The organism is Mesorhizobium sp. M0060, from assembly GCF_040323155.1.
Taxonomy (GTDB): Bacteria; Pseudomonadota; Alphaproteobacteria; order Rhizobiales; family Rhizobiaceae; genus Mesorhizobium.
In genome coordinates, this window is record NZ_JAMYUP010000002.1 from 229,262 (window position 1) to 250,788 (window position 21,527).

General features: G+C 62.5%; 20 protein-coding genes. 7 read left to right on the plus strand and 13 right to left on the minus strand.

The features are described from left to right. Both NKJ94_RS03410 and NKJ94_RS03415 read right to left on the minus strand, forming a co-directional pair. Entirely contained in the window at positions 1-1,377 is a 1,377-nt protein-coding gene (locus NKJ94_RS03410; protein ID WP_352522975.1) for an MFS transporter, read from the minus strand. A gap of 181 nt (positions 1,378-1,558) precedes the next feature. Further along, the gene (locus NKJ94_RS03415) at positions 1,559-6,343 is read right to left on the minus strand and encodes an NAD-glutamate dehydrogenase (protein WP_352522976.1); all 4,785 of its coding nucleotides are present in this window, start codon (positions 6,341-6,343) and stop codon (positions 1,559-1,561) included. 134 nt (positions 6,344-6,477) lie between these two features. Between NKJ94_RS03415 and NKJ94_RS03420 the strand changes: the two genes are divergently transcribed. Both NKJ94_RS03420 and NKJ94_RS03425 read left to right on the plus strand, forming a co-directional pair. Continuing rightward, positions 6,478-7,041 (plus strand): peroxidase-related enzyme, encoded by a 564-nt coding sequence (locus tag NKJ94_RS03420; protein ID WP_352522977.1) that lies wholly within the window; start codon positions 6,478-6,480, stop codon positions 7,039-7,041. A gap of 137 nt (positions 7,042-7,178) precedes the next feature. Then, a complete protein-coding gene (locus tag NKJ94_RS03425; RefSeq protein ID WP_352522978.1) occupies positions 7,179-7,502 on the plus strand; it encodes a YciI family protein in 324 nt (107 codons plus the stop codon). A 9-nt stretch (positions 7,503-7,511) separates the two neighbouring features. On the opposite strand, the gene NKJ94_RS03430 is transcribed toward NKJ94_RS03425, so the two are convergent. Then, entirely contained in the window at positions 7,512-8,126 is a 615-nt protein-coding gene (locus NKJ94_RS03430) for a LysE family translocator (RefSeq protein WP_352522979.1), read from the minus strand. Between the two features lie 394 nt (positions 8,127-8,520). Here NKJ94_RS03430 and NKJ94_RS03435 point away from each other — a divergent pair, with 394 nt between their 5' ends. Further along, positions 8,521-9,147: a DUF1062 domain-containing protein gene (locus NKJ94_RS03435; RefSeq protein WP_352522980.1), complete on the plus strand. Its 627-nt coding sequence runs from the start codon at positions 8,521-8,523 to the stop codon at positions 9,145-9,147. A gap of 46 nt (positions 9,148-9,193) precedes the next feature. On the opposite strand, the gene NKJ94_RS03440 is transcribed toward NKJ94_RS03435, so the two are convergent. Both NKJ94_RS03440 and typA read right to left on the minus strand, forming a co-directional pair. Further along, positions 9,194-9,403 carry a hypothetical protein gene (locus tag NKJ94_RS03440; protein WP_352522981.1) on the minus strand — a complete coding sequence of 70 codons (210 nt, stop codon included), beginning with the start codon at positions 9,401-9,403 and terminating at the stop codon, positions 9,194-9,196. 16 nt (positions 9,404-9,419) lie between these two features. Further along, complete coding sequence (gene typA, locus NKJ94_RS03445; protein WP_352522982.1) at positions 9,420-11,249, minus strand: translational GTPase TypA; 1,830 nt, start codon at positions 11,247-11,249, stop codon at positions 9,420-9,422. Positions 11,250-11,447: 198 nt separating this feature from the next. Between typA and NKJ94_RS03450 the strand changes: the two genes are divergently transcribed. Next, entirely contained in the window at positions 11,448-11,729 is a 282-nt protein-coding gene (locus NKJ94_RS03450) for a hypothetical protein (RefSeq protein ID WP_352522983.1), read from the plus strand. Between the two features lie 57 nt (positions 11,730-11,786). Here NKJ94_RS03450 and NKJ94_RS03455 read toward each other — a convergent pair whose 3' ends face one another. Continuing rightward, entirely contained in the window at positions 11,787-13,361 is a 1,575-nt protein-coding gene (locus NKJ94_RS03455) for an alkaline phosphatase D family protein (RefSeq protein ID WP_352522984.1), read from the minus strand. Positions 13,362-13,537: 176 nt separating this feature from the next. Then, entirely contained in the window at positions 13,538-14,821 is a 1,284-nt protein-coding gene (locus NKJ94_RS03460; RefSeq protein WP_352522985.1) for an MFS transporter, read from the minus strand. Between the two features lie 82 nt (positions 14,822-14,903). Here NKJ94_RS03460 and NKJ94_RS03465 point away from each other — a divergent pair, with 82 nt between their 5' ends. Together NKJ94_RS03465 and NKJ94_RS03470 are read left to right on the plus strand one after the other, a co-directional pair. Continuing rightward, complete coding sequence (locus NKJ94_RS03465; RefSeq protein WP_352522986.1) at positions 14,904-15,509, plus strand: TetR/AcrR family transcriptional regulator; 606 nt, start codon at positions 14,904-14,906, stop codon at positions 15,507-15,509. A gap of 529 nt (positions 15,510-16,038) precedes the next feature. Next, positions 16,039-16,632: a hypothetical protein gene (locus tag NKJ94_RS03470; protein ID WP_352522987.1), complete on the plus strand. Its 594-nt coding sequence runs from the start codon at positions 16,039-16,041 to the stop codon at positions 16,630-16,632. A 17-nt stretch (positions 16,633-16,649) separates the two neighbouring features. Here the strand turns inward: NKJ94_RS03470 and ppa are convergent, their stop codons facing one another. The 6 genes from ppa to NKJ94_RS03500 form a co-directional block, all read right to left on the minus strand. Then, the gene (ppa, locus tag NKJ94_RS03475; protein WP_352522988.1) at positions 16,650-17,180 is read right to left on the minus strand and encodes an inorganic diphosphatase; all 531 of its coding nucleotides are present in this window, start codon (positions 17,178-17,180) and stop codon (positions 16,650-16,652) included. A 115-nt stretch (positions 17,181-17,295) separates the two neighbouring features. Next, positions 17,296-17,802 (minus strand): GNAT family N-acetyltransferase, encoded by a 507-nt coding sequence (locus NKJ94_RS03480; protein ID WP_352522989.1) that lies wholly within the window; start codon positions 17,800-17,802, stop codon positions 17,296-17,298. 117 nt (positions 17,803-17,919) lie between these two features. Next, a complete protein-coding gene (locus tag NKJ94_RS03485) occupies positions 17,920-18,558 on the minus strand; it encodes a TPM domain-containing protein (RefSeq protein ID WP_352522990.1) in 639 nt (212 codons plus the stop codon). Positions 18,559-18,568: 10 nt separating this feature from the next. Then, entirely contained in the window at positions 18,569-19,411 is an 843-nt protein-coding gene (locus NKJ94_RS03490) for a TPM domain-containing protein (RefSeq protein ID WP_352523068.1), read from the minus strand. Between the two features lie 52 nt (positions 19,412-19,463). After that, positions 19,464-20,255: a TPM domain-containing protein gene (locus NKJ94_RS03495; RefSeq protein ID WP_352523069.1), complete on the minus strand. Its 792-nt coding sequence runs from the start codon at positions 20,253-20,255 to the stop codon at positions 19,464-19,466. A 218-nt stretch (positions 20,256-20,473) separates the two neighbouring features. Further along, a complete protein-coding gene (locus tag NKJ94_RS03500) occupies positions 20,474-21,112 on the minus strand; it encodes a LemA family protein (protein WP_352523070.1) in 639 nt (212 codons plus the stop codon). Positions 21,113-21,275: 163 nt separating this feature from the next. On the opposite strand from NKJ94_RS03500, the gene NKJ94_RS03505 reads away from it, so the two are divergent. After that, a complete protein-coding gene (locus tag NKJ94_RS03505; RefSeq protein ID WP_352522991.1) occupies positions 21,276-21,527 on the plus strand; it encodes a hypothetical protein in 252 nt (83 codons plus the stop codon).

The window sequence follows — 21,527 nt, forward strand, 5'->3', positions numbered from 1 at the left end:
CTACTCAGCCGGCCGATCCGCGGGGTAAGGCGTGCCGATCAGGATCGCGATGCCGACGCCGAGGAACAGCACGATCGCCGCCATGCCGAGCCGCGCCGAGCCGCTGGCCAGGGTGATCGTGGCCACCATGAATGGTGCGGCAAAACTGGTTGCCCGACCGGCCAGCGCATAGATGCCGAAATAGCGGCCCGATTCGGCTGCGGTGACGCTGCGTGCCATGTAGGAGCGCGACGATGCCTGCACCGGCCCGAAGGCAAGCCCGATCAGCAGGCCGTAGAAAATGTAGGCTTTTTCCGCCGCCGTGCCGAACAATCCGCCGCCATCCAGTCCGGGCATTATCCAGGCGCCGAACAGCGTATAGCCCGGGCCGGTTGAGACGATGCCGATCGTGGCAATGCTCAGCATGACAAGCGAAATCATCACTATGATCTTGGAACCCAGTGCTGCGTCGAGGCGTGCGGCAACCAGGCATCCGATTATGGCGACGACGTTGAGTATGATGCCGAACAGGCCGATCTCGGTAATCGACCAATGGAACATCGCCGCCGCAAACGTTCCGCCCAGCGCCAGCAGCGCGTTGACGCCGTCCTGATAGATCATGCGGGCGACGAGAAAGCGAAAAATGCCACTGCGCTTGCGCACTTCGGCCAGCGTCGACTTCAGTTCCGACAATCCCTCGCGCACCGCCGGCCCGATTGGCATGCCTTTGATCGCGTCAGGCGTGAAGAAGAACATCGGCAGGATGAACAGGAAATACCAGGCCGCCGACAACGGTCCGGTGGCGCGCGCGTCCTCGCCGAGCCTGGGGTCAAGGCCGAAGATCGGGTCGAGCCCGACGACGGTCTTGCCGGTTTCAGGCGAGCCGGCCATGACGGTAACGACGAAGATCAGCGCGATCATGCCGCCGAGATAGCCGAGGCCCCAGGCCATGTTCGAGATCCTGCCGATGTCGCTCTTCGGCACCAGGCGCGGCATCATCGAATCATTGAACACGGTCGAGAATTCCGCCGCGACCGACGCCAGCGAGAACACCGCCACGACCAGAAAAAGATTAGAGCCGGGCGCGGCGAACCACAGCAGCGTGAGACTGGTGATCTTGACCGCGGCGAAGAAGGCGATCCACGGTTTGCGTGGTCCGGTTTGATCGGCGATCGAACCGAGGATCGGTGACAAGACGGCGATGACGAGGCCGGCGGCGGCAATGCCGTAGCCCCACGCCGCTTGCCCCGTCTCCGGATTGCTGGCCATGCGCGAGACGAAATAAGGACCGAAGATGAAGGTGGTGACGACCGTGAAGAACGGCTGTGCCGCCCAGTCGAACAGCATCCATCCCCAGATGCCGCGTCCCGACGCCCGCTGCATTGCCATCTCAACCATGTCCCCTCCGCTGGAGCTTGCTAGATTCCGATCGAGTCGGAATGACGCTCCGTCTTTTCTTTGAGCATGATCCCAAAGCCGATCGTCACGTTCGGGATCATGCCCCAGCGCCCCAAAGCAGGGCGCCGTTCGTTCTATAGCGCAGTTCTTTCCGGCAATCCCGCGCGATGTGGAAGGCTGCTCACAGCGCCGTCAGATCGCTCATCAGGCCGGACGCGACGGACAGCCGCGATACGGTGATGTCGCCGCCCTCGGTCAGCGCCTGCAGCCGCTCGCGGATGCGCCCGACCCGTTCGCCGCCGGCTTCCAGCCATGTCGCCACCGGATCCGCCGCCTCGGCATGGCTGGTCAGTGCCGCCACCGCGATGCCACGCCTCGCCGCGCCGATCGTGTCGGTGGCGCGGGAAAGCGCCAGTTGATCGTAATAATCCGAGGGCGTGATCGAGCGCGCCGCGTCCTCGACGCGCGGGATGCGGAAGACGTCGCTGACCGCGAAAAACGCCTTGGCGGCAGCGACGATATCGGCATTCGCCATCCGCGCCGTCAGCGCGATGTCGGGGACAAGTTCCGCCACATCGGTCAGCGCCAGCTGTTCGGCAAGGCTCTCCGGCGCACCGCCCTTTGACAGGCTATGCCGCCGCTCCTCGATCCGCTCGCGCGAGAAAGCGGGCAGCAGCGAGACGAGCTTCGGCTCCAACGCCCTGCGCGCATCCTGCAACTCGGCGATCCGCTGCCCGAGCGGTGCGGTGCCGGCATCGTTCTTCAGATACCAGCCGCTGGTCACAAAGATCAGCCGGCTGACCGCCTGATAGAGGTCGAGCTGGATCTGTCCGTCGATCTGGTTGTCGAGCGCGTCGATCTGGCGATAGAGCGCCGGCAGCGCAAAACCATCCCGCACCACGGCGAAGGTGCGCACGACATCGGCGGCACTGCGGCCAGTCGCTTCCTGCAGCCTGTTGACGAAGGACGGGCCGCCGCGATTGACCAGATCGTTGGCGACTACACGGGCGATGATCTCGCGGCGCAGGCGATGGCCGTGGATTTCTGCCGCATATTTCTTCGCCATGCGGTCGGGAAAGTAACCCATCAGGTCGCGGTCGAAATGCGGATCGTCCGGCACGTCGCTGGCGACGATGTCGGAAAACAGCACGATCTTGGCATAGGCGAGCAGCACGCCGAGTTCAGCCCGGGTCAGCGGCTCGCCGCGCGTCTCGCGCTCGGCAAGGGCCGCCGGCGACGGCAGCGTCTCGACGGCACGGTCGAGCAGCCCGCGCGCCTCGAGCGCCGCCATGAAACGACTCTGATGGGCGATGTCGGCAAGGCCGCGCTTGCGGGCAAGGGACAGCGCCAGCGTCTGCTCGTAATTGTTGGACAGCACCAGGCCGCTGACCTCGTCGGTCATCTCGGCCAGCAATTTGTTACGCGCCGGCCGGGTCAACGATCCTTTGCGCATGGCGGAAGCCAGCGCGATCTTGATGTTGACCTCCACGTCGGAGCAGTTGACGCCGCCCGAATTGTCGATGGCATCCGAATTGCAGCGGCCGCCATTCATCCCGAACTCGATGCGCGCCCGCTGCGTGACGCCGAGATTGGCGCCTTCGCCGATGACCTTGGCGCGCAGGTCGAGCGCGGTGATGCGGATCGCGTCATTGGCACGGTCGCCGACATCCTGGTTGGTCTCGCTCGACGCCCTGACATATGTGCCGATACCGCCGAACCACAAAAGGTCTGCCGGCGCCTTGAGAATGGCACTCATGATCTCGACCGGCGTGGCCGTTGACTTGCCTAGGCCGATCGCCGCGGCCGCGGCCGCCGGCAGGGTGATCGACTTCTGGCTGCGCGAAACGATGATGCCGCCCTCGGACAGCTTCGTCTTGTCGTAATCCTGCCAGCTTGAGCGCGGCAGCGCGAACACGCGCCTGCGCTCGGCCATCGAAGCCGCCATGTCGGGATCGGGATCGATGACGATGTCGCGATGGTCGAAGGCGGCGATCAGCCGGGTCTGCCCCGACAGCAGCATGCCGTTGCCGAACACGTCGCCCGACATGTCGCCGACGCCAACGACGGTGAAGGGCGTGGTCTGGATGTCGCGGTTCATCTCGCGGAAATGCCGCTTGACCGCTTCCCAGGCACCCTTGGCGGTGATGCCCATCTTCTTGTGGTCGTAACCTGCCGAACCGCCGCTGGCGAAAGCGTCGTCGAGCCAGAAGCCGTGCTTTTCACTGATGGCGTTGGCAGTGTCCGAGAAGGTCGCCGTGCCCTTGTCGGCGGCGACGACGAAATAGGGATCGTCCTGGTCGCGCCGCACCACGCCGGCCGGCGGGATGACGCCGTCCAGTCCGATATTGTCGGTGATCGACAACAGGCTGGAGACGTAGTTCTTGTAGGCGGCCGTGCCGGCCTCGAAAATGGCGTCGCGACCGGCGCTCATCGGCAACTTCTTCGGATAGAAGCCGCCCTTGGCGCCGACCGGCACGATCACCGCATTCTTGACCTGCTGCGCCTTGACCAGGCCGAGCACCTCGGTGCGGTAGTCCTGGGCGCGGTCCGACCAGCGCAGGCCGCCGCGTGCGACCGGGCCGAAGCGCAGATGCACGCCCTCGACCTCGGAGCCGTAGACGAAGATCTCCCGCCATGGCCGCGGCGCCGGCAAGCCGTCGACCGATTGCGAATCGAGCTTGATCGCCAGTGATTGGCCTTTCTCTTTCGTATCGGCAACGAAATGATTGGTGCGCAGCGAGGCTTCGATCAGGTTCAGATAACGGCGGATGATGGTGTCGTCGTCGATGTTGGGAACGTCTTCCAGCGCATCCGTGATCTTGGCCTTCAGATGTTTGGCCTGAACGACGCCTTCCGTTTCCGCCGTCGGCCCGAGGCGGGCGACGAACAGCGCATGCAGGCCGCGGGCGATCTCGGGAAAGCGGTTCAGCGCGGCGGCGATGAAATCCTGGCTCTGCGGGATACCGGCCTGCTGCAGATAGCGGCCATAGGCGCGCAGGACGGTGATCTCGCCCGACCACAGGCCTGCGGTCTGGGCGAGGCCGTTATAGCCGTCATTGTCGACGTTGCCGCGCCAGACGGACAAGAACGCATCCTCGAACAGCGCGCCGCCATTGTCGAGGTCGATCGGCCTGCCGTAGCTGTTCTCGAGTTCCATGTCGTGGATGAAGACCATGCCGGATTGATTGTCGCTTACCTCGAAAGTGCGCTCGCTGATGACGCGGAAACCGATGTTTTCCAGCACCGGCACACGCCGCGACAGCGCCACCGGGCTGCCGTGGTGATAGATTTTCAGCGCCGCCTGATGCGGCTTCTGGTTGGCATGACGGTAGTAGTCGATGGCGATCGGATTTGACGCGTCGAGCTTGGCGATGCGCCCGGCGTCGGCCAGCGCCACCGCCGGCGGAAAACTGTCGCGATAGCTTTCCGAAAAGCGCGAGGCGATGGCCGTGAGTCTCGCGTCGGCGCCTGTCTCGGTCGCGGTCTCGCGCAGGGCATCGTCCCAGGTCCGTACGATGTCGCGAATCGCCGCCTCGATCGTCGCCTGCTCGACCTTCGGCGTCTTGCCGCCGGAGCGGCCGATGATGAAATGGACGCGCGCCAGCCCGCCTTCCGGGAAGGCCGGATAATAGGCCGACAGCCGGCCTTCGAACACCGTCTTCAGATAGGTGCCGATCTTCTCGCGCACGACGCTGTCGTAGCGGTCGCGCGGCACGAAGACGAGAATCGAGACGAAGCGGTCGAACTGGTCGACACGCACCAGCGCCCTGACGCGCGGCCGCTCGATCAAGCCCAGGATGGCTTCGGCATGCTTGCGCAGGATAGGCACCGGAACCTGAAACAGCTCGTCACGCGGATAGCTCTCCAGCACGTTGATCAATGCCTTGCCGGAATGGTCGCCGGGATTGAAGCCGGATTTGGCAATGACGGTTTCCGCCTTCGAGCGCAGATAGGGGATTTTCATCACCGAGCGCGTATAGGCAGTCGAGGTGAACAGGCCGACGATGCGGAGCTCGCCTGAAAGCACGCCTTTGCCGGTGTAGGTCTTGACGCCGATATAGTCGAGGTAGATGCGGCGGTGCACCGATGACTTGGCATTGGCCTTGGTAACGATCAGCGGTTCCGGCCCATGCAGGAAGGCGCGGATTTCCGGCGTCGTGCTCACCGCTTCGGTGCCGCGCCTGAGCACCAGCACGTCGGGATCGGAAAGGATGCCGAGGCCGGGCTTTTCGGCGCGCTCCAGCATACCGCTCTTCTCGCCGCCGGTGTACTTGAATTCGCGCATGCCAAGAAAGGTGAAATTGTCGTCGCGCAGCCATTCGAGGAAGGCGATCGCCTCGGTGACATGGGCCTTGTCGAGCGGCACCGGCGAGTAGCGGAATTCCGAGATCGCCTGGTCGAGGCGGGCAAGCATCGGCTTCCAGTCGGTTACGGCGGCGCGCACTTGGCCCAACAGCTTCGTCAGGCGTGCGGACAGGCCTTCGGCCTGCTCGGCCGAAAGGCGGCCGATATGGACGTGGATGACGCTCAGGCGGTCATGGCTATGGTCGCCCTTGGCAAAGCCGCCATCGCCGAGGATTTCCTCGACGCCGTTCTTGCCGTGCCTGACGACGATGACCGGATGGGTAACCAGCAGCGGCTCGCCGGCGCTCTCGGTGATTTCGCCGAGGACGGAATCGAACAGGAACGGCATGTTGTCGTTGACGACGGTGATCACCGTCATCGGCCGGCCCTGGCGGACGACACCGGAATCGACGTCTATGGCAACGACGCAGTCGTCCTTCTTGTGCCGGGCGACGGCGCGGCCGACGAGTTCGGCAGCGCGTTCGAGATCGATGACGTCATAAGCGGCGACATCTTCGGCCGGAGCTCGGGCCAGCAGGTAATCGGCAAGCCTGCCGGGCTTTTCGCTGCCCTTGGCCGCACTCATCTTTTTCAACTGGCTTGCGGATTTCAGGCCGGCCATGAGCTAATTCCCTCCCGTCGTGTTTTTACAACTATGGTAGCAGATGACCGGTATTTGGCGACAAAGGTTTGACGGCTTGCGACGAAATGTCGGAATTCACCGGCAGGCTGGCGAAAAACGAGGAGAAATCCGCCATGACGGACAAAATCACCGCGCTTGACCTTGCGCCGGCGGAGCTGAGCGACGCGACCAAGTCCTATTTCGCCAAATGCGAGGAGAAACTCGGCCTCGTTCCCAATGTGCTGCTCGCCTATGCCTTCGACGAGAAGAAGCTGCGCGCCTTCACCGACATGTACAATGATTTGATGCTGGGTGAATCCGGCCTGTCGAAACTCGAACGCGAGATGATCGCGGTGGCCGTCTCCTCCATAAACCATTGCTACTATTGCCTGGCCGCGCATGGCGCGGCGGTGCGCCAGCTTTCCGGCGATCCGGCCTTCGGCGAGATGATGGCGATGAATTTTCGCGCCGCCGAGCTGTCGGACAGGCAGCGCGCAATGCTCGAATTCGCGGTGAAGCTGACCGAGCAGCCGGCAAAGATGGTCGAGGCCGACCGGGCGGCGCTGCGGCAAGTCGGCTTTTCCGACCGCGACATCTGGGACATCGCCTCGACCGCCGCCTTCTTCAACATGTCGAACCGCCTGGCATCGGCAATCGACATGCGGCCGAACGATGAATACCACTCGATGGCGCGATAGGGCACCGCGGCTGCGAGTCAACCGCACGTTATATTAGCTGCTTCGCATTCTCGTTGCTTGTTTGCCGGTTTGGTCCGATGATCAGCATGCGGCGTGACCGCATGCCGGTTCGACGCCGCCGATCAGAGGAGGAGAGCATGGCAAAATTTCTCTACATCTATCACGGCTCTGGCAAGATGCCGACCGATGAGGCCGAACGGAAAGCAGCGATGGATGCCTGGAACGGATGGTACGGCAAGCTTGGCTCGGCCGTGATCGATGGGGGCAATCCGGTCGGCATGTCGAAGACCCTGCTGCCTGGCGGCAAGGTCGAGAACAATGGAGGCAGCAATCCGACCGCCGGTTACACAATCATCCAAGCGAAAGACATCGACGATGCCGTCGGCAAAGCCAAGGATTGTCCTATCCTGACGGACCCGGGTTTCAGCGTCGAGATCGCGCCGATAATCGAAATGGGTTGACGCGCCGGCTCAGGACCGAGCAGCGATCGCCGCCGCAGCGCCGGCCATGGTGCCGGCGCTGACGCGGTTGGCGATCTTCATCGCGCGCTTGCTTTTGAGCAGTTTGCGCGCCTGCGCTGCGGCGAGCACCCAGGCCAGATCGATGGCGACCAGCACCACGGCCATGGTCGCCGTCAGCTCGACCCAGCCGATCATGCTGACCGAACCGAGGTCGATGATGGTCGGCAGCAGCGCCAGATAGAACATCATGATCTTGGGGTTGCCAAGCGTCACCGCCATGCCGGCAAAGAACAGCTTGGCGGGCGAATCTTCGCGCGGCAACGAACCTTCTTTTGCCTCGACCGGTGCCGTCCACATCTTCCAGGCAAGCCAGGCGAGATAAGCGACGCCGACCCACTTCACGACGACAAAGGCAAAATGGAACGTCTGCGCCACGACGGCCAGGCCGAACACCGCCAGTGACAGCCAGATCGCTTCGCCGATCCACATGGCAAGCAGGAACGGAAACACGTCGCGAAAACCTTTTGAGATGACCCGCGCCACAAGCGCGGCGATCGACGGGCCGGGCGAGCCGGCGGCGACGAAAAGGGCAGCGGCAAAAATCAGAAGCGACGTGAAATGCATGACCCGGATCTCTTTGAGATGTTGGATTGTTCAATGTAACCCAACCGTTCCGGCGACGGTAGCGTCCACAGAAAGAGGGCTTGTCGGCCAGGCACCTCGCGGCTAGAAATGTCGTCCCGAAATCCTTTTCGAGCTTCACTTTGCCTACGTAACCGCCGGTCTCGTCAACTCCCCCGACACAGAGCAGGGCGTCGCAGTCGCGGTGCCTGTTTTCACATCATCTGTTCTTCAGGGTGGCGGTTCGAGACCGGTTTGGCACTGCTGAACCGCTGTCGCGCACGATTACCCGCGACACCTGATTCCGACCACCGCAGCCTCTCGCCACGCCGTGCCCGCATGGGCAACTCGACATCGCCGATCTGACGAACTTCCCGACGGGAAGGGGCTTTTCGGCATGTCTTCGATACTGCGCATCCGCTGGGCGATCACGCCCAAGATCGCACCTCGACCTCACCTCAACTGCAATCGCTGCGGCGGCCTGAAGCCTTACCACAGCAGCGGGAAATTCCGCGTCAACGCCAACGGCAAACGCATCGATGCGTGGCTGATCTACCGATGCATCTATTGCGACAACTCTTGGAATTTCGGCGTTCTGGAGCGATGCAGCCGCCGCGACATAGAGCCGGCCCTGCTGCAGGCATTCGAAAGCAACGACTCGGCATTGGCGCGTCGCCATGCCTTCGATGTTGTCGCACTGCGAAGCAGGATCGGGCGCGTCGAGGAGTTTCCTGAAGCCGTCGTTCATAAGGAGGTGCTCGGGGACAGGCCGGAAAACACCACCGCTCTCGAACTCCATCTCAGGCTCGAAATGCCGACAGCGCTGCGGCTCGACCGGTTGCTGGCCAACGAACTCGGTATCTCGCGATCGCGGCTTCAGGTTTGGGAAGAGAAGCGATTGCTGGCCGTCGGTCCGGACGGTGCCAAAGCCTTGCGCAGGCCGGCTCGGGCGGGAACGGCGATCCGCGTCCACCTGTCTGGCGAACCAGACCGGGACGATATCATTTCGGCTGCAGGTGGATAAGGCAACGGCGAGGGCATGCGCAATCAGAGACAATTGCGGCCAAGGCTCAGTCGCCCGCTTCGGGGACCGAGCCAATCAAACCCTTGGCCGCATCGAGATCGCTGTCGGCGACTTGCACATGGATCAAGCCGAGCCTGCCCGTGTCGAGAAGGTAATTCGCGAGAGCATAAATTCCATACGCGTCGAGCATCGACACGCAAACTTCGGCCTCGGGTCGATTGTCGTATATGACAGCCGTGACGAGTTTGCCGCTCATTGCGCGGTATTGCCCTTTACGCCGCGCCGACCACTTTCGCCGACTTCTCAAACCGCTTGCGCTCGTTCGGGTCGAGATAGAGCTTGCGCAGGCGGATGGTTTTCGGCGTCACTTCGACCAGCTCGTCGTCCTGGATCCAGGCCAGCGCGCGCTCCAGCGTCATGCGGATCGGCGGCGTCAGCTTCACCGCCTCGTCCTTGCCGGCGGCGCGGATGTTGGTCAGCTTCTTGCCCTTCAGCACGTTCACTTCGAGGTCGTTGTCCCTGGAATGGATGCCGATGATCATGCCCTGATAGACCTTGACGCCGGGGTCGATGACCATCGGGCCGCGGTCTTCCAGGTTCCACATGGCGTAAGCTACCGATTCACCCTGTTCATTGGAGATCAGCACGCCATTGGTACGGCCCGGCAACTCGCCCTTATAGGGCTCGTAGGCATGGAACAGGCGGTTCATCACGGCGGTGCCGCGCGTGTCGGTCAGCAGCTCCGACTGGTAGCCGATCAGGCCGCGCGTCGGCGCGTGGAAGACGATGCGCTGGCGGTTGCCGCCCGAAGGGCGCAGCTCGACCATTTCGGCCTTGCGCTCCGACATCTTCTGCACGACGACGCCGGCATGCTCCTCGTCGACGTCGATGACGACTTCCTCGACCGGCTCCAGCAATTCGCCGTTCTCGCCTTTCTGCATGACGACGCGCGGCCGCGACACGGCGATCTCAAAACCTTCGCGGCGCATAGTCTCGATCAGCACGGCCAGCTGCAATTCGCCGCGTCCGGAGACGAAGAACGAATCCTTATCCGGCGATTCCTCGATCTTCAGCGCGACATTGCCTTCGGCCTCGCGCAGCAGGCGGTCGCGGATGACGCGGCTGGTCACCTTGTCGCCTTCTGTGCCGGCCAGCGGTGAATCGTTGACGAGGAACGACATCGTCACGGTCGGCGGATCGATCGGCTGCGCGTGCAGCGGCTCGGTCACCGACAGGTCGCAGAACGTGTCGGCGACAGTGCCTTTCGACAAGCCGGCGATGGCGACGATGTCGCCCGCCTGCGCTTCCTCGATCGGCTGGCGCTCGAGCCCGCGGAAAGCAAGGATCTTCGAGATGCGGCCGGTTTCGACCTGGGTGCCGTCATGGTCCAGCACCTTGACCGCCTGGTTGGATTTCAGCGTGCCGGATTCGATACGGCCGGTGATGATGCGGCCGAGGAACGGATTGGCTTCCAGAATGGTGCCGATCATGCGGAACGGGCCGGGATGAACGGTCGGCGCCGGCACGTGCTTGATGACGAGGTCGAATAGCGGCGCCAGCCCCTGGTCCTTCGGGCCTTCAGGGTTTTCCGAGACCCAGCCGTCGCGGCCTGAACCGTAAAGGATCGGAAAGTCGAGTTGCTCGTCGGTGGCGTCAAGTGCTGCAAAAAGGTCGAACACCTCGTTGACCACTTCGACGTGGCGGGCATCCGGCCGGTCGATCTTGTTGATGACGACAATCGGCTTCAAGCCCACCTTAAGTGCCTTGCCGACGACGAACTTGGTCTGCGGCATCGGCCCCTCGGCGGCGTCGACCAGCACGATGGCCGAATCCACCATCGAAAGGATGCGCTCGACCTCGCCGCCGAAATCGGCGTGGCCGGGCGTATCGACGATGTTGACGCGGGTGTCCTTCCAGTCGACCGAGGTCGCCTTGGCCAGGATGGTGATGCCGCGTTCTTTTTCGAGATCGTTCGAATCCATGGCGCGCTCGGCGACGCGCTGATTGTCGCGGAACGAGCCGGACTGTTTCAGAAGCTGGTCGACGAGGGTGGTTTTTCCATGGTCGACGTGCGCGATGATCGCGATATTGCGGATTTTCATGTTTCGGTCTCGGGAGCGTTGCAGGCAGCAGGCCAAAAGGCGCTGCCTCTTTCGGTTGGGCGGCTCATACAGGGTTTTTCGCAATTGCGAAAGAGGAGGCGAGCCACCAAATAAAGTCACCAAATCTTAAATGTCTTGGTGTGAAGTGGAATTATTAACCAAGGCGGAACCTTTCATGGTCCGGGCAGTTCGAATTTCATGATCGACGCAGGCATCAGACTCCGGCCGATTTTGGCATGTACCGCACTCGCCGTCCTCCTCGCGGCAGGCGCGGCGCAATCGGCCGCGTCGTTCAAGGAGACGCAGACTGCCCTGCCGTCCGACAAGCGTTCGGCGGAGCAGCTTTTTGCCGATGCCCCCGATGGGGTCGACCCGATGGTGACCGGGCCGGTCAGCACCGCCTTCAAGCACCGGCAGCAAAACGCCGGATGCGACCAAGCCGTATGGCCCAAGATTCCCGTCGTCTGCTATCCCGATTGATGCACGTCTCCCCGGAGCCTGCCCTTGGGCTGGACCGAGGGTAGCGGTCCAGGCTTCTCACGCCGACCGCACCGGATCGAGCGTGACCTTGTAGAGTTCGCTGTCGTCGCGATCCATCAGCCGCACCGTCAACTGCTCAGTGGCGCCATCGATGTCGACGAGGCCGAAGAACTGCAGGCCGGCCGACGGCGGCAGGTTCTGACCCTGTTCGGCAGTCGGCGCCTTGATGAACTTCAGCTCCGGGCCGAAGGTCATGTCGAAATCATTAGGTCCGAACGTGCCGGAATGGATCGGACCCGAAACGAATTCCCAGAACGGATTGAAGTCCTGGAACTGCGCCTTGTCCGGATTGTAGTAATGCGCGGCTGTGTAATGCACGTCTGCGGTGAGCCAGACGGTATTACTGATGCCCGCGTTCTTTATATAGCGAAGGAGGTCGGCAATTTCCAGCTCGCGCCCCTTGGCCAGCCCATTGTCGCCATTGCTGACTGCCTCAGCCCCGACCTTCTTGGTGCCGTCGTTCCAGACGACGAGGCCGAGCGGCATGTCGGCGGCGATGATTTTCCAGGTTGCCTTGGAATTCGCCAGTCCGCGCTTCAGCCATTTCGTCTGCTGTTCGCCAAGGATGCGCGATTGCGGCGTCATCGTCTCCTGCATATTCGGACCATTGGGACCGCGATAGGAACGCATGTCGAGAAAGAACACGTCGAGCAGCGGCCCATAGGCGATCTTGCGATAGACGCGGCCGGGCTCCGACGGCTCGTAGCGGATCGTCGTCATTTCGTGGAAGGCGCGTGCAGCGCGTGCCGCCAGCACATGGATGGATTTTTCGGTGTAGCGGTCGTCGGCGGTCAGATCCTTCGAATCCGACCAGTTGTTCAGCACCTCATGATCGTCCCACTGGTAGAACGTCGGGCAGATGGCGTTCAGTGCGAGCACGTTCCTGTCCATCAAATTGTATTTCCACTGACCCCGGTATTCGTCCAGCGTCTCGGCAACCTTGCGCTTTTCATCGATGAGCACGGTGTTCTTCCACTTGCCGCCGCCGGGCAGGTCAACCTCGTCCTTCATCGCGCCGTCTGCATAGATCGTGTCGCCCGAATGCAGGAAGAAGTCGGGCGTATGCTTCCCGATCGTGGCATAGGTCTTCATGCCGGTGTCGTCGATGCCCCAGCCCTGGCCGGCGGTGTCGCCCGACCAGGCGAAACGAATGTCGCGCTTCGAGGCAGGTGCTGTGCGGAAACGGCCGACGATCGGCTCTGAAACGGCGTTGATGTCGGCAAGATCGGCCGCGACCATACGGTAGAAGATGTCCTGGTCGGAGGCGAGATCGGTAAGCAGCCGCTTCACCGTATAGTCGCTGGCCGGCGACGTATCGAGCGGCGCCAGGCGGACGGCATTGGCGAAGTTCTCCGTCGACGACACTTCGAACATGACGCGCGACGGCCGGTCCGTACGCGTCCAGACCATGCCGCTGGTGGCGTCGACGTCGCCGGACTGGATGCCATGGGTGAAGGCCGGGCGCTGATTGGCGCGCGAATAATAAGGAAGGGCGAGGCCCGACGCGCCGACCAGGCCAATGGCGCTGGCCGACGTGACGAAAGCGCGCCGCGTCATCGAAATCTTGTTCATGGCTGTCTCCTGGATGGCGTTGAATGTCGCCGCCAAGGTCCAGCCTCAATGTTTCATGCACATTTCGAAACGATGAAGGTTTCGTTACAACCAACAACGGGCGAACTGCCGATCGCCCTCCTTGTGGGGGAGATCGGCAGTTTAGCCCGACGGCACCTCTCCTGCGACGAATGCGCTTATGCCGCCTGTGGTTCCGGGTCGAACGCCGGGCGGCTGGTGTTGATCAGCAGCGAGATGCAGGCGGCGGCTATTGCAGTCATGCCGGCGATCAGGAAGGCAAGCTCGTAATTGCCTTGCAGCTCGCGCATGGTGCCGCCGAAAAAGGCGGCCGTTGCGGCGCCAACCTGATGGCCGGCGACGATCCAGCCGAAGACGATCGGCCCGCTGCGGTCGCCGAACGCCTCGTTGGAGAGCCTGAGCGTCGGCGGCACCGTGGCGATCCAGTCCAGTCCGTAAAACACCGCGAAGATGATCAGGCTGGTCGCCGAGAAGCCGGAATAGGGCAGATAGATCAGCGACAGGCCGCGAATGCCATAATAGACGCCGAGCAGCTTGCGCGGGTCGAAACGGTCGGTGAGCCAGCCCGACAGTGTCGTGCCGATAAGGTCGAAGATGCCCATCATCGACAGCAGGCCTGCGGCCTGCACTTCGCCGATGCCCATGTCGCCGCAAAAGGCGATCAGATGCGTGCCGACCAACCCGTTGGTGGTGAAACCGCAAACGAAGAAGGTGGCGAACAGGTACCAGAACACGCGCGTGCCGGCGGCGCGGCGCAGCGTGCTCAGCGTCTGGGTGAGGAAATTGCCTTGCGAGGCTGGCGGCACCGGCGGCACGTCGTCGGCCTCGGCACCGTAACGCACCATGCCGATCGAGGCCGGGCGCTCCGGCACCAGCATATAAACCAGCGGCACCAAGGCGGCGGTGGCCACGGCAATGGCAATGGCGACCGGCTTCCAGCCGCCCGACTGGGCAAGCGAGGCGAGTAGCGGCAGGAAGACCAGCAGCCCGGTGGCGCTCGACGCCGACATCAGTCCCATCACCAGGCCGCGATTGGTCTTGAACCAGCGGTTGACGATGGTTGCGCCGAGCACGGTAGCGACGGCGCCCGAGCTGATGCCGGAAAACACGCCCCAGGTGAGGAGCAGATGCCACGGCTTGGTCATCAGCAGGCTGAGCGCGGTCGATCCCGACATCAAAAGCAGCGCGGCAAGCAAGGTGCGGCGAAGCCCGATCCGCTCCATCAGCGCCGCGGCAAACGGCCCGGTCAGGCCATAGAGGAAGATGCCGGTGGCCGCGGCCAGCGAGACGACGTCGCGCCGCCAGCCGAAACTGTTCTCCAGCGGCAGCATCATGACCGCCGGCGCCGAACGCAGGCCGGCTGCGATCAGCAGGCAGAGGAAGATGACGGCGACCACGACGAAAGCGTAGCGCTGGCCAAACGGACGGGATTGAGCTATCATGTTACTGACCGGTACGTTGCAGGAGCGCGAAACATACGTACCGACCGGTAACATTGTCAACCAGCTAATCGGCACACCAGACATGAAAAGCATTGAACCAACGATCAAAACGAATGACGCACCGCCGCCTCGCGCCGCCGAAAGGATTCTCCAGGTGGCGCGCGACCTGTTTTACCGGCAAGGTATCAGGGCGATCGGCGTCGACGAGATCGTGCGGCGTGCCGGCGTCACCAAGCCCAGCCTCTACCGCAGCTTTCCGTCCAAAGATGAGTTGGCCGCATCCTATCTCCGGCACTATGACCTCGAATTTTGGGAGCGCTTCGACGAGGCGGTGAATGCCCATCCCGGCGATCCGCGCGCGCAGATCGTCGCTTTCCTGACGCGTGTCGGCAAGCGTACGCAAAGGCCCGACTATCGCGGCTGCGGCATGACCAATGCCGCGGTCGAATATCCCGAACACGGCCATCCGGCCCGCGTGGTGAGCGAGGCCAACAAGCAGGAATTGCGCCGCCGCCTGCGTGCCATGGCGGCAGAGATGGGCGCCGGCGACGCCGACACGCTGGGCGACGGGCTGCTGCTCCTGATCGAGGGCGCCTATATCAGCGGCCAGCTGTTCGGTGTCGGCGGACCGGCGCAGTCGGTGGCCCGTAACGCCGATCTTCTGATCGAAGCGAGCTTGAAGAAATAGCTCTCTTGCTGTCTGTGCCGGTCGGGAGCAATATGATTGCTCCGCTTTTGGCCTCACATTGCACGTAACGACTTGAAATCGATTGCTCGAACGATTTTGGACGATCTTCAAAAGATGTTCCTGCTTCACTACGTGAGGCAGGGAAATTCGGTTTTTATCAGCGACCAAGAAAAGAGAGACATCAGGACGGTCCTTAGTCTGAATGAATATACGGTCAAGGAAGCCGTGCTGCGCAGAGTTGCGTTCCTCATACTCATTTCATCGACCTTGGCATATTTCTTCTTCAGGGCGCCTGACTTTAGCCAGACAGCGAGCGCGCTGACCATCTCAATATCGGCGTTGGCTTTGATCTTCTTATACTTGGGCGTCGCTGTCCCCCTAACCCTGTTTACAGCTTGCGCGTCGCTACTCGCAATTTGTTGGATGGACTACCAAACGTTCGTTATATCTGCTTCTTTTTCCGCGTTGTACGCCCTGTATTTTTTTGCAAGGCTTAGGTCGAGATAGGGTTCAGAGGGGATTCTCCACCATGCGTGCCCTGCTGCTTGTTCCGCTTGTCCTCGCCGGTCTCTGCCAGGCAGCCCGGGCCGGCGATATATCCAGCGTCTATACCGATCTCGTCTGGGAGAAGGACTGCGTGACCTATGCGCAGGCGGAAGAAGGCGACGGCGACTGGGCCGACCTCGCCTGTTCGGGCTATGGCGGCTACCCGGTGCTGGTTTCCTACGATGACGCGCGGGAATCGCTGTTCTACGGCTTTCCGCCTAGCGACATGACCACGGTCTGGGAAAGCTTTTCCGGCCTCAATTCGGCTGGACCCAAAGTCGAGTGGCGTATCGAAGCCAACGGCAAAACTGCCGTTCCTTTCGCAGTCATCCATCGTCGCTCGATCAGCGATACCGAGGGCGAGAACAAGTCGACGGAAGTGCTGATCGTCGCCAAGGTTGCCCAACCGGACGCCCACGAAGGCTGCACGATCGCTCTCGTGCTCGCCACCGGCAATCCCGCCGCCAACGATCAGGCGCGCAAGCTTGCCGACGAGAAGGCGAAGACATTTGCCTGCGGCAAGGACAAGCGTGTGGTGCTTGGCAACGCGCCCGATTTCGGCCGCGTCGACAACTGATTATTTGCGCCCGGTAATTACTTGCGCTTGGCGCGCTCGATTGCCTCGACGATCATCTTCTTGGCGTAGGCAGCGTCGTACCAGCCCTCGATCTTGACCCACTTGCCGGGTTCGAGATCCTTGTAGTGCTCGAAAAAGTGCTGCACCTGCTGGCGGGTGATATCAGGCAGTTGCGTGTACTCGGTGACGTTCTCGTAGCGCAGCGTCAGCTTGGGCGAAGGCACGGCAATAACCTTCTCGTCCTGGCCGGCATTGTCCTCCATCACCAGCACGCCGATCGGCCGCACATTGATGACACAGCCCGGCACCAGCGCGCGCGTGTTGCAGACCAGCACATCGATCGGGTCGCCGTCGCCCGACAGCGTGTGCGGCACGAAACCGTAATTGCCGGGATAGCGCATTGAAGTGTGCAGGAAGCGGTCGACGAACAGCGTGCCGGCCTCCTTGTCCATCTCGTACTTGATCGGTTCGCCGCCGATCGGCACCTCGATAATTACGTTGACGTCCTCGGGCGGGTTCTTTCCGCTGGCAATCGCTTCGATACGCATCGTTTATCCCTCTCTCGATTGAAGATCGATAGCGGGCGACGGCGCATGGTGCAATGCGGCGAATGGTACTGGGGAGATCGTCCGAACCGAAACCGGTCGGATCATGCGCTGGCCGTCATTCCCAGACGAAAGCGACCTTCTTCAGCGCCTTCTGCTCGAAGATCTCGACGCCCTCGGCAACATCGCGGCCACCGGCGCCGGCATAGAAGGCAAGTGCGTTCTGATTGTCTTCCAGCGCCCACACCACCATGCCTTTCAGGCCATGGTCGGCCAGCCGTGCCCGTGCGGCCGAGAAAAGCCGGCTGCCGAGCCCGATGCCTTGATATTCCGGCCGCAGGTAAAGCTCGTAGATCTCGCCCTGCTGCCTGAGTTCGCGGGCGCGGTTCTTGCCGATCGTCGCATAGCCGGCAATTTTGCCGCCGATTTCGACGACCAGGACGGTGGCAGCACGACGAATGGCGTTCGCCCACCAGTCAGGACCGCGGCGGTTGATCATCGATGTCAGCGTGCGGTGCGGGATAATACCGGCATAGGCGCCGCGCCAAGCCTCAAGATGCACGTCGGCGATAGCGGCTGCATCGCGCGGTTCGGCTTTCCTGATGTCGATGCTCAGCGTATTCATGATTGGTTAACCATAAACCCGCAGCGCCCGATTGCAAGAGTCCGGTCAGCCGCCGCGATGCTTTCGCACAGCCGAACGGTGCGTCCTTGAGACGCTGCAAAACCGCATTTAGCGAGATCAAATCTCGACCAGATGGTCGTCCAGCTCGTTGCTGTCGCCGGTCGAGACCGGAAAATGCTCGGCCAGTACGGCACCGACCGATTCGATCGCCTTGACGAAGCCGTCGGCAAGCCGATCGTCGCCGGCATGCGCCGTAAGGTCGCGGACGACGCCGTCCCAGACATGCTGGCCGACACGAGAATTAATGCCGCTGTCGGCGACCACCTCGGCATAGCGCTCGGCGATCGAGACGAACACCAGCACGCCGGTGCGCGCCGTGGTGCGATGGACGTTGCGGGCGAGGAACTGCTTCATCGCATTGGCGTGGGCGGCCTGGTAGCGCAGCCGCCTCGGCACCAGGTGGATGCGCAATGCGGGCAATGCCCACAACAGGATAAGCACACTGGCAAGCGCTAGAAGCTCGGCGATGACGAAATGCGGCAAGCGGATCGACAGCCACCAGGCTTCCAGCCCGTAACCGACGGCGAGGCTGACGACGAGCATGCCGAGCATCGACATGAAAGCAGCCGGGAAGAAATAGCCGTCGCTGGCATGCGCCACGACGCAGTAGATCTCGCCGTCGGTCTTTGATTCGGCAACGCGGATCGCCGCGGCGATGCGCTCGTGATCCTCGGGGCTGATCGGTCGTGTTGCCATGATTGATGTCTCACCAGCTTCCTGAAGAACCGCCGCCGCCGGACGAACCGCCGCCGCCTGAAAACCCGCCGCCGGAACTTCCAGAAGACCAACCGCTGCCGGAACTTCCCGACGACCAGCCACTGCCGGACGAGGTCCCGGACGTCCAGACACCACCACCGGAGGATGACGAACCTGGCCCGCGGCCGTAGCGGAACGTCATGCCCAGCCATTTGTACACGCCCGGCGACACTTTCGTGCCAAAGATCGGCGGCAGGAACGCCATTGCCAAGCCGCCGAAGAACATCGTCGCCCACAGGACGATAAACAGCATGAAGATGGGATCGACAGGATTGTCATTCGCCGGATTGCGCTTGCCGCGCGCCTCCAGCTCCTCCGGGTTGCCTTCCAGCACCATGATCATGTCGTCGACGGCCTTGCTGATGCCGCCCGAGAAATTGCCGGCGCGGAAGGCCGGCACCATGTCGTTTTCGATGATCAGCTTGGTGTGCAGGTCGGTCAGCGTGCCTTCCAGCCCATAGCCGACCTCGATGCGCATCTTGCGGTCGTTCGGCGCCACCAGAAGCAGGACGCCGTTGTTCTCCTTCGCCTGGCCGAGCTTCCAGGCGCGGAACAGCCGGTTGGCGTAGGGCTCGATCTCCTCACCGTCGAGGCTGGGGATGGTCGCGACGACGATCTGGTCCGAACCTTTGGTCTCGAAATCGGCGAGCTTCTGCGTCAGCGCCGTCTTGGTCGCCGCATCGATGATGCCGGCATTGTCGACGACCTGTCCGGTCAGCGCCGGCAGTTCGGCGGCGAAGGCCGCGAAGCCGACCAGCAGCACCGCCATGGCCGTCAACGCAGTGCCGATCATTCTGATGGAGCAGCCGGGTCTCTTCAGGCTGACGGCGTGTCTTGTCATTTCGTCACCAGCTTCCCGAGGAGCCGCCGCCACCGGACGAACCGCCGCCACCGGAAAACCCGCCACCACTTGAACCCGACGACCATCCCCCGCCGGAGCCGCCCGACCAGCCGCCGGAAGACCGCCGGCTGGGTTCGAAGGTCATGCCGAGCCAACGATAGCGGCCGGGACCGATCTTCTGTCCGAAGATCGGCGGCAGGATGGAGGCAGCGAGGCCGCCGAAAAAGATGATTGCCCAGATGCCGATGAAGATGGTGAAGAACAGATCGTCGCTGTTGAACGGCGGCTGCTGGTTGCGTTCGCCGCGCGCCTCCAGCTCTTCGGGATTGCCTTCCAGCACCATGATCATGTCATCGACGGCCTTGCTGATGCCGCCGGAGAAATCGCCGGCACGGAAGGCCGGCACCATGTCGTTTTCGATGATCAGCTTGGTGTGCAGGTCGGTCAGCGTGCCTTCCAGCCCATAGCCGACCTCGATGCGCATCTTGCGGTCGTTCGGTGCCACCAGAAGCAGGACGCCGTTGTTCTCTTTCGCCTGGCCGAGTTTCCAGGCGCGGAACAGCCGGTTGGCGTAGGGCTCGATCTCCTCGCCGTCGAGGCTGGGAATGGTTGCGACGACGATTTGGTCCGAACCTTTTGCCTCGAAATCGGCAAGCTTCTGCGTCAGCGCCGCCTTGGTCGCGGCATCGATGATGCCGGCATTGTCGACGACCCGTCCGGTCAGCGCCGGCAATTCGGCGGCCAACGCGCTGAGTGGGAGGAAGAGGAGGCTTAAAATGGCGAGTAGAAATGCCAGGCTGGCACTCCGTCGCGCCCCCCTCTGTCCTGCCGGACATCTCCCCCACGAGGGGGGAGATCGCCCGTTACGACCGCTTTCGCCAACTCTCAAAGGTGGTGATTGGCCGCCTTCGCAAGAACTGCCAATCTCCCCCCTTGTGGGGGAGATGTCCGACAGGACAGAGGGGGGCGCGACGGAGTGCAAGGCCAGCAGGGACCAGGCTCGTTATGCGTTCTTCACCCGCCCTGCTGCGTGCCGAAATCGACCTTCGGCGTCTGCATCTTGTCTTCCTCGATGGTGAAATTCGCAAACGGCTGGTTGCCGCGGAACCACAAGGTCGCCCAGATCACCGATGGGAAGGTCCTCAGCGTCAGATTGTACTCCCTCACCGCCTGGATGTAGTCGCGGCGAGCAACTGCGATGCGGTTCTCGGTGCCTTCGAGTTGTGCCTGCAGCGCCAGAAAGTTCTGATTGGCTTTGAGATCGGGATAGTTCTCCACCACCGCCAGCAGCCGCGACAGCGCGCTGGTCAGGCCGGCCTGGCTGTCTTGGAATTTTTTGAACGCTTCCGGATTGTTCAGCGTTTCCGGCGTCACGGTCACCTGCGTCGCCTTGGCGCGCGCCTCCACCACGGCATCGAGCGTATCCTTCTCGTGCGCGGCGTAGCCCTTGACCGTGTTGACCAGATTGGGGATGAGATCGGCGCGGCGCTGGTATTGATTCAACACCTCGCTCCATGCGGCCTTGGCGTTCTCCTCAGCAGTCGGGATGGTGTTGTAGCCGCAGCCGGCAAGCAGCGGCAGCATACCGGCCATCACCAGGAACGCTGCTAAATTACGGAAAGCGGGCGGTGAAGAAAGGCGCTGGGCAAGCATCATAAGGTCCCCTCGATAGCGTTGGCAGGCGAAGCATTACCACAATCCTTGGGTAAGAAAATGACTTCGGCCGAGAAGCGTTACTGGTTGTCTACCATTCGCCGTCAGGCCCTGTGACAGACGGGGCGAACGGGTTAAGCTCGGCATGAAACGGGACAGCACCATGGCGCAACGCCACGACAACGACAGCGAATCGCGCCGCATCATCGAACGGGTGGCGCGCGAGACCGACCCGGGCGGCACCTCGTTCCTCGCGCGTACCGTCAGGGGCGCGCGAGACCACGTCACCGCAACCGATACCGACCGGTCGGATCCGATCGAATATTGGGGCACCCGTATTGGTCGGGCGGCGGGCTTGCTTATTGCCATCGGCCTGTTGATCTGGCTCGTGCTTTTCGTCACCAGGGGCAGCTAG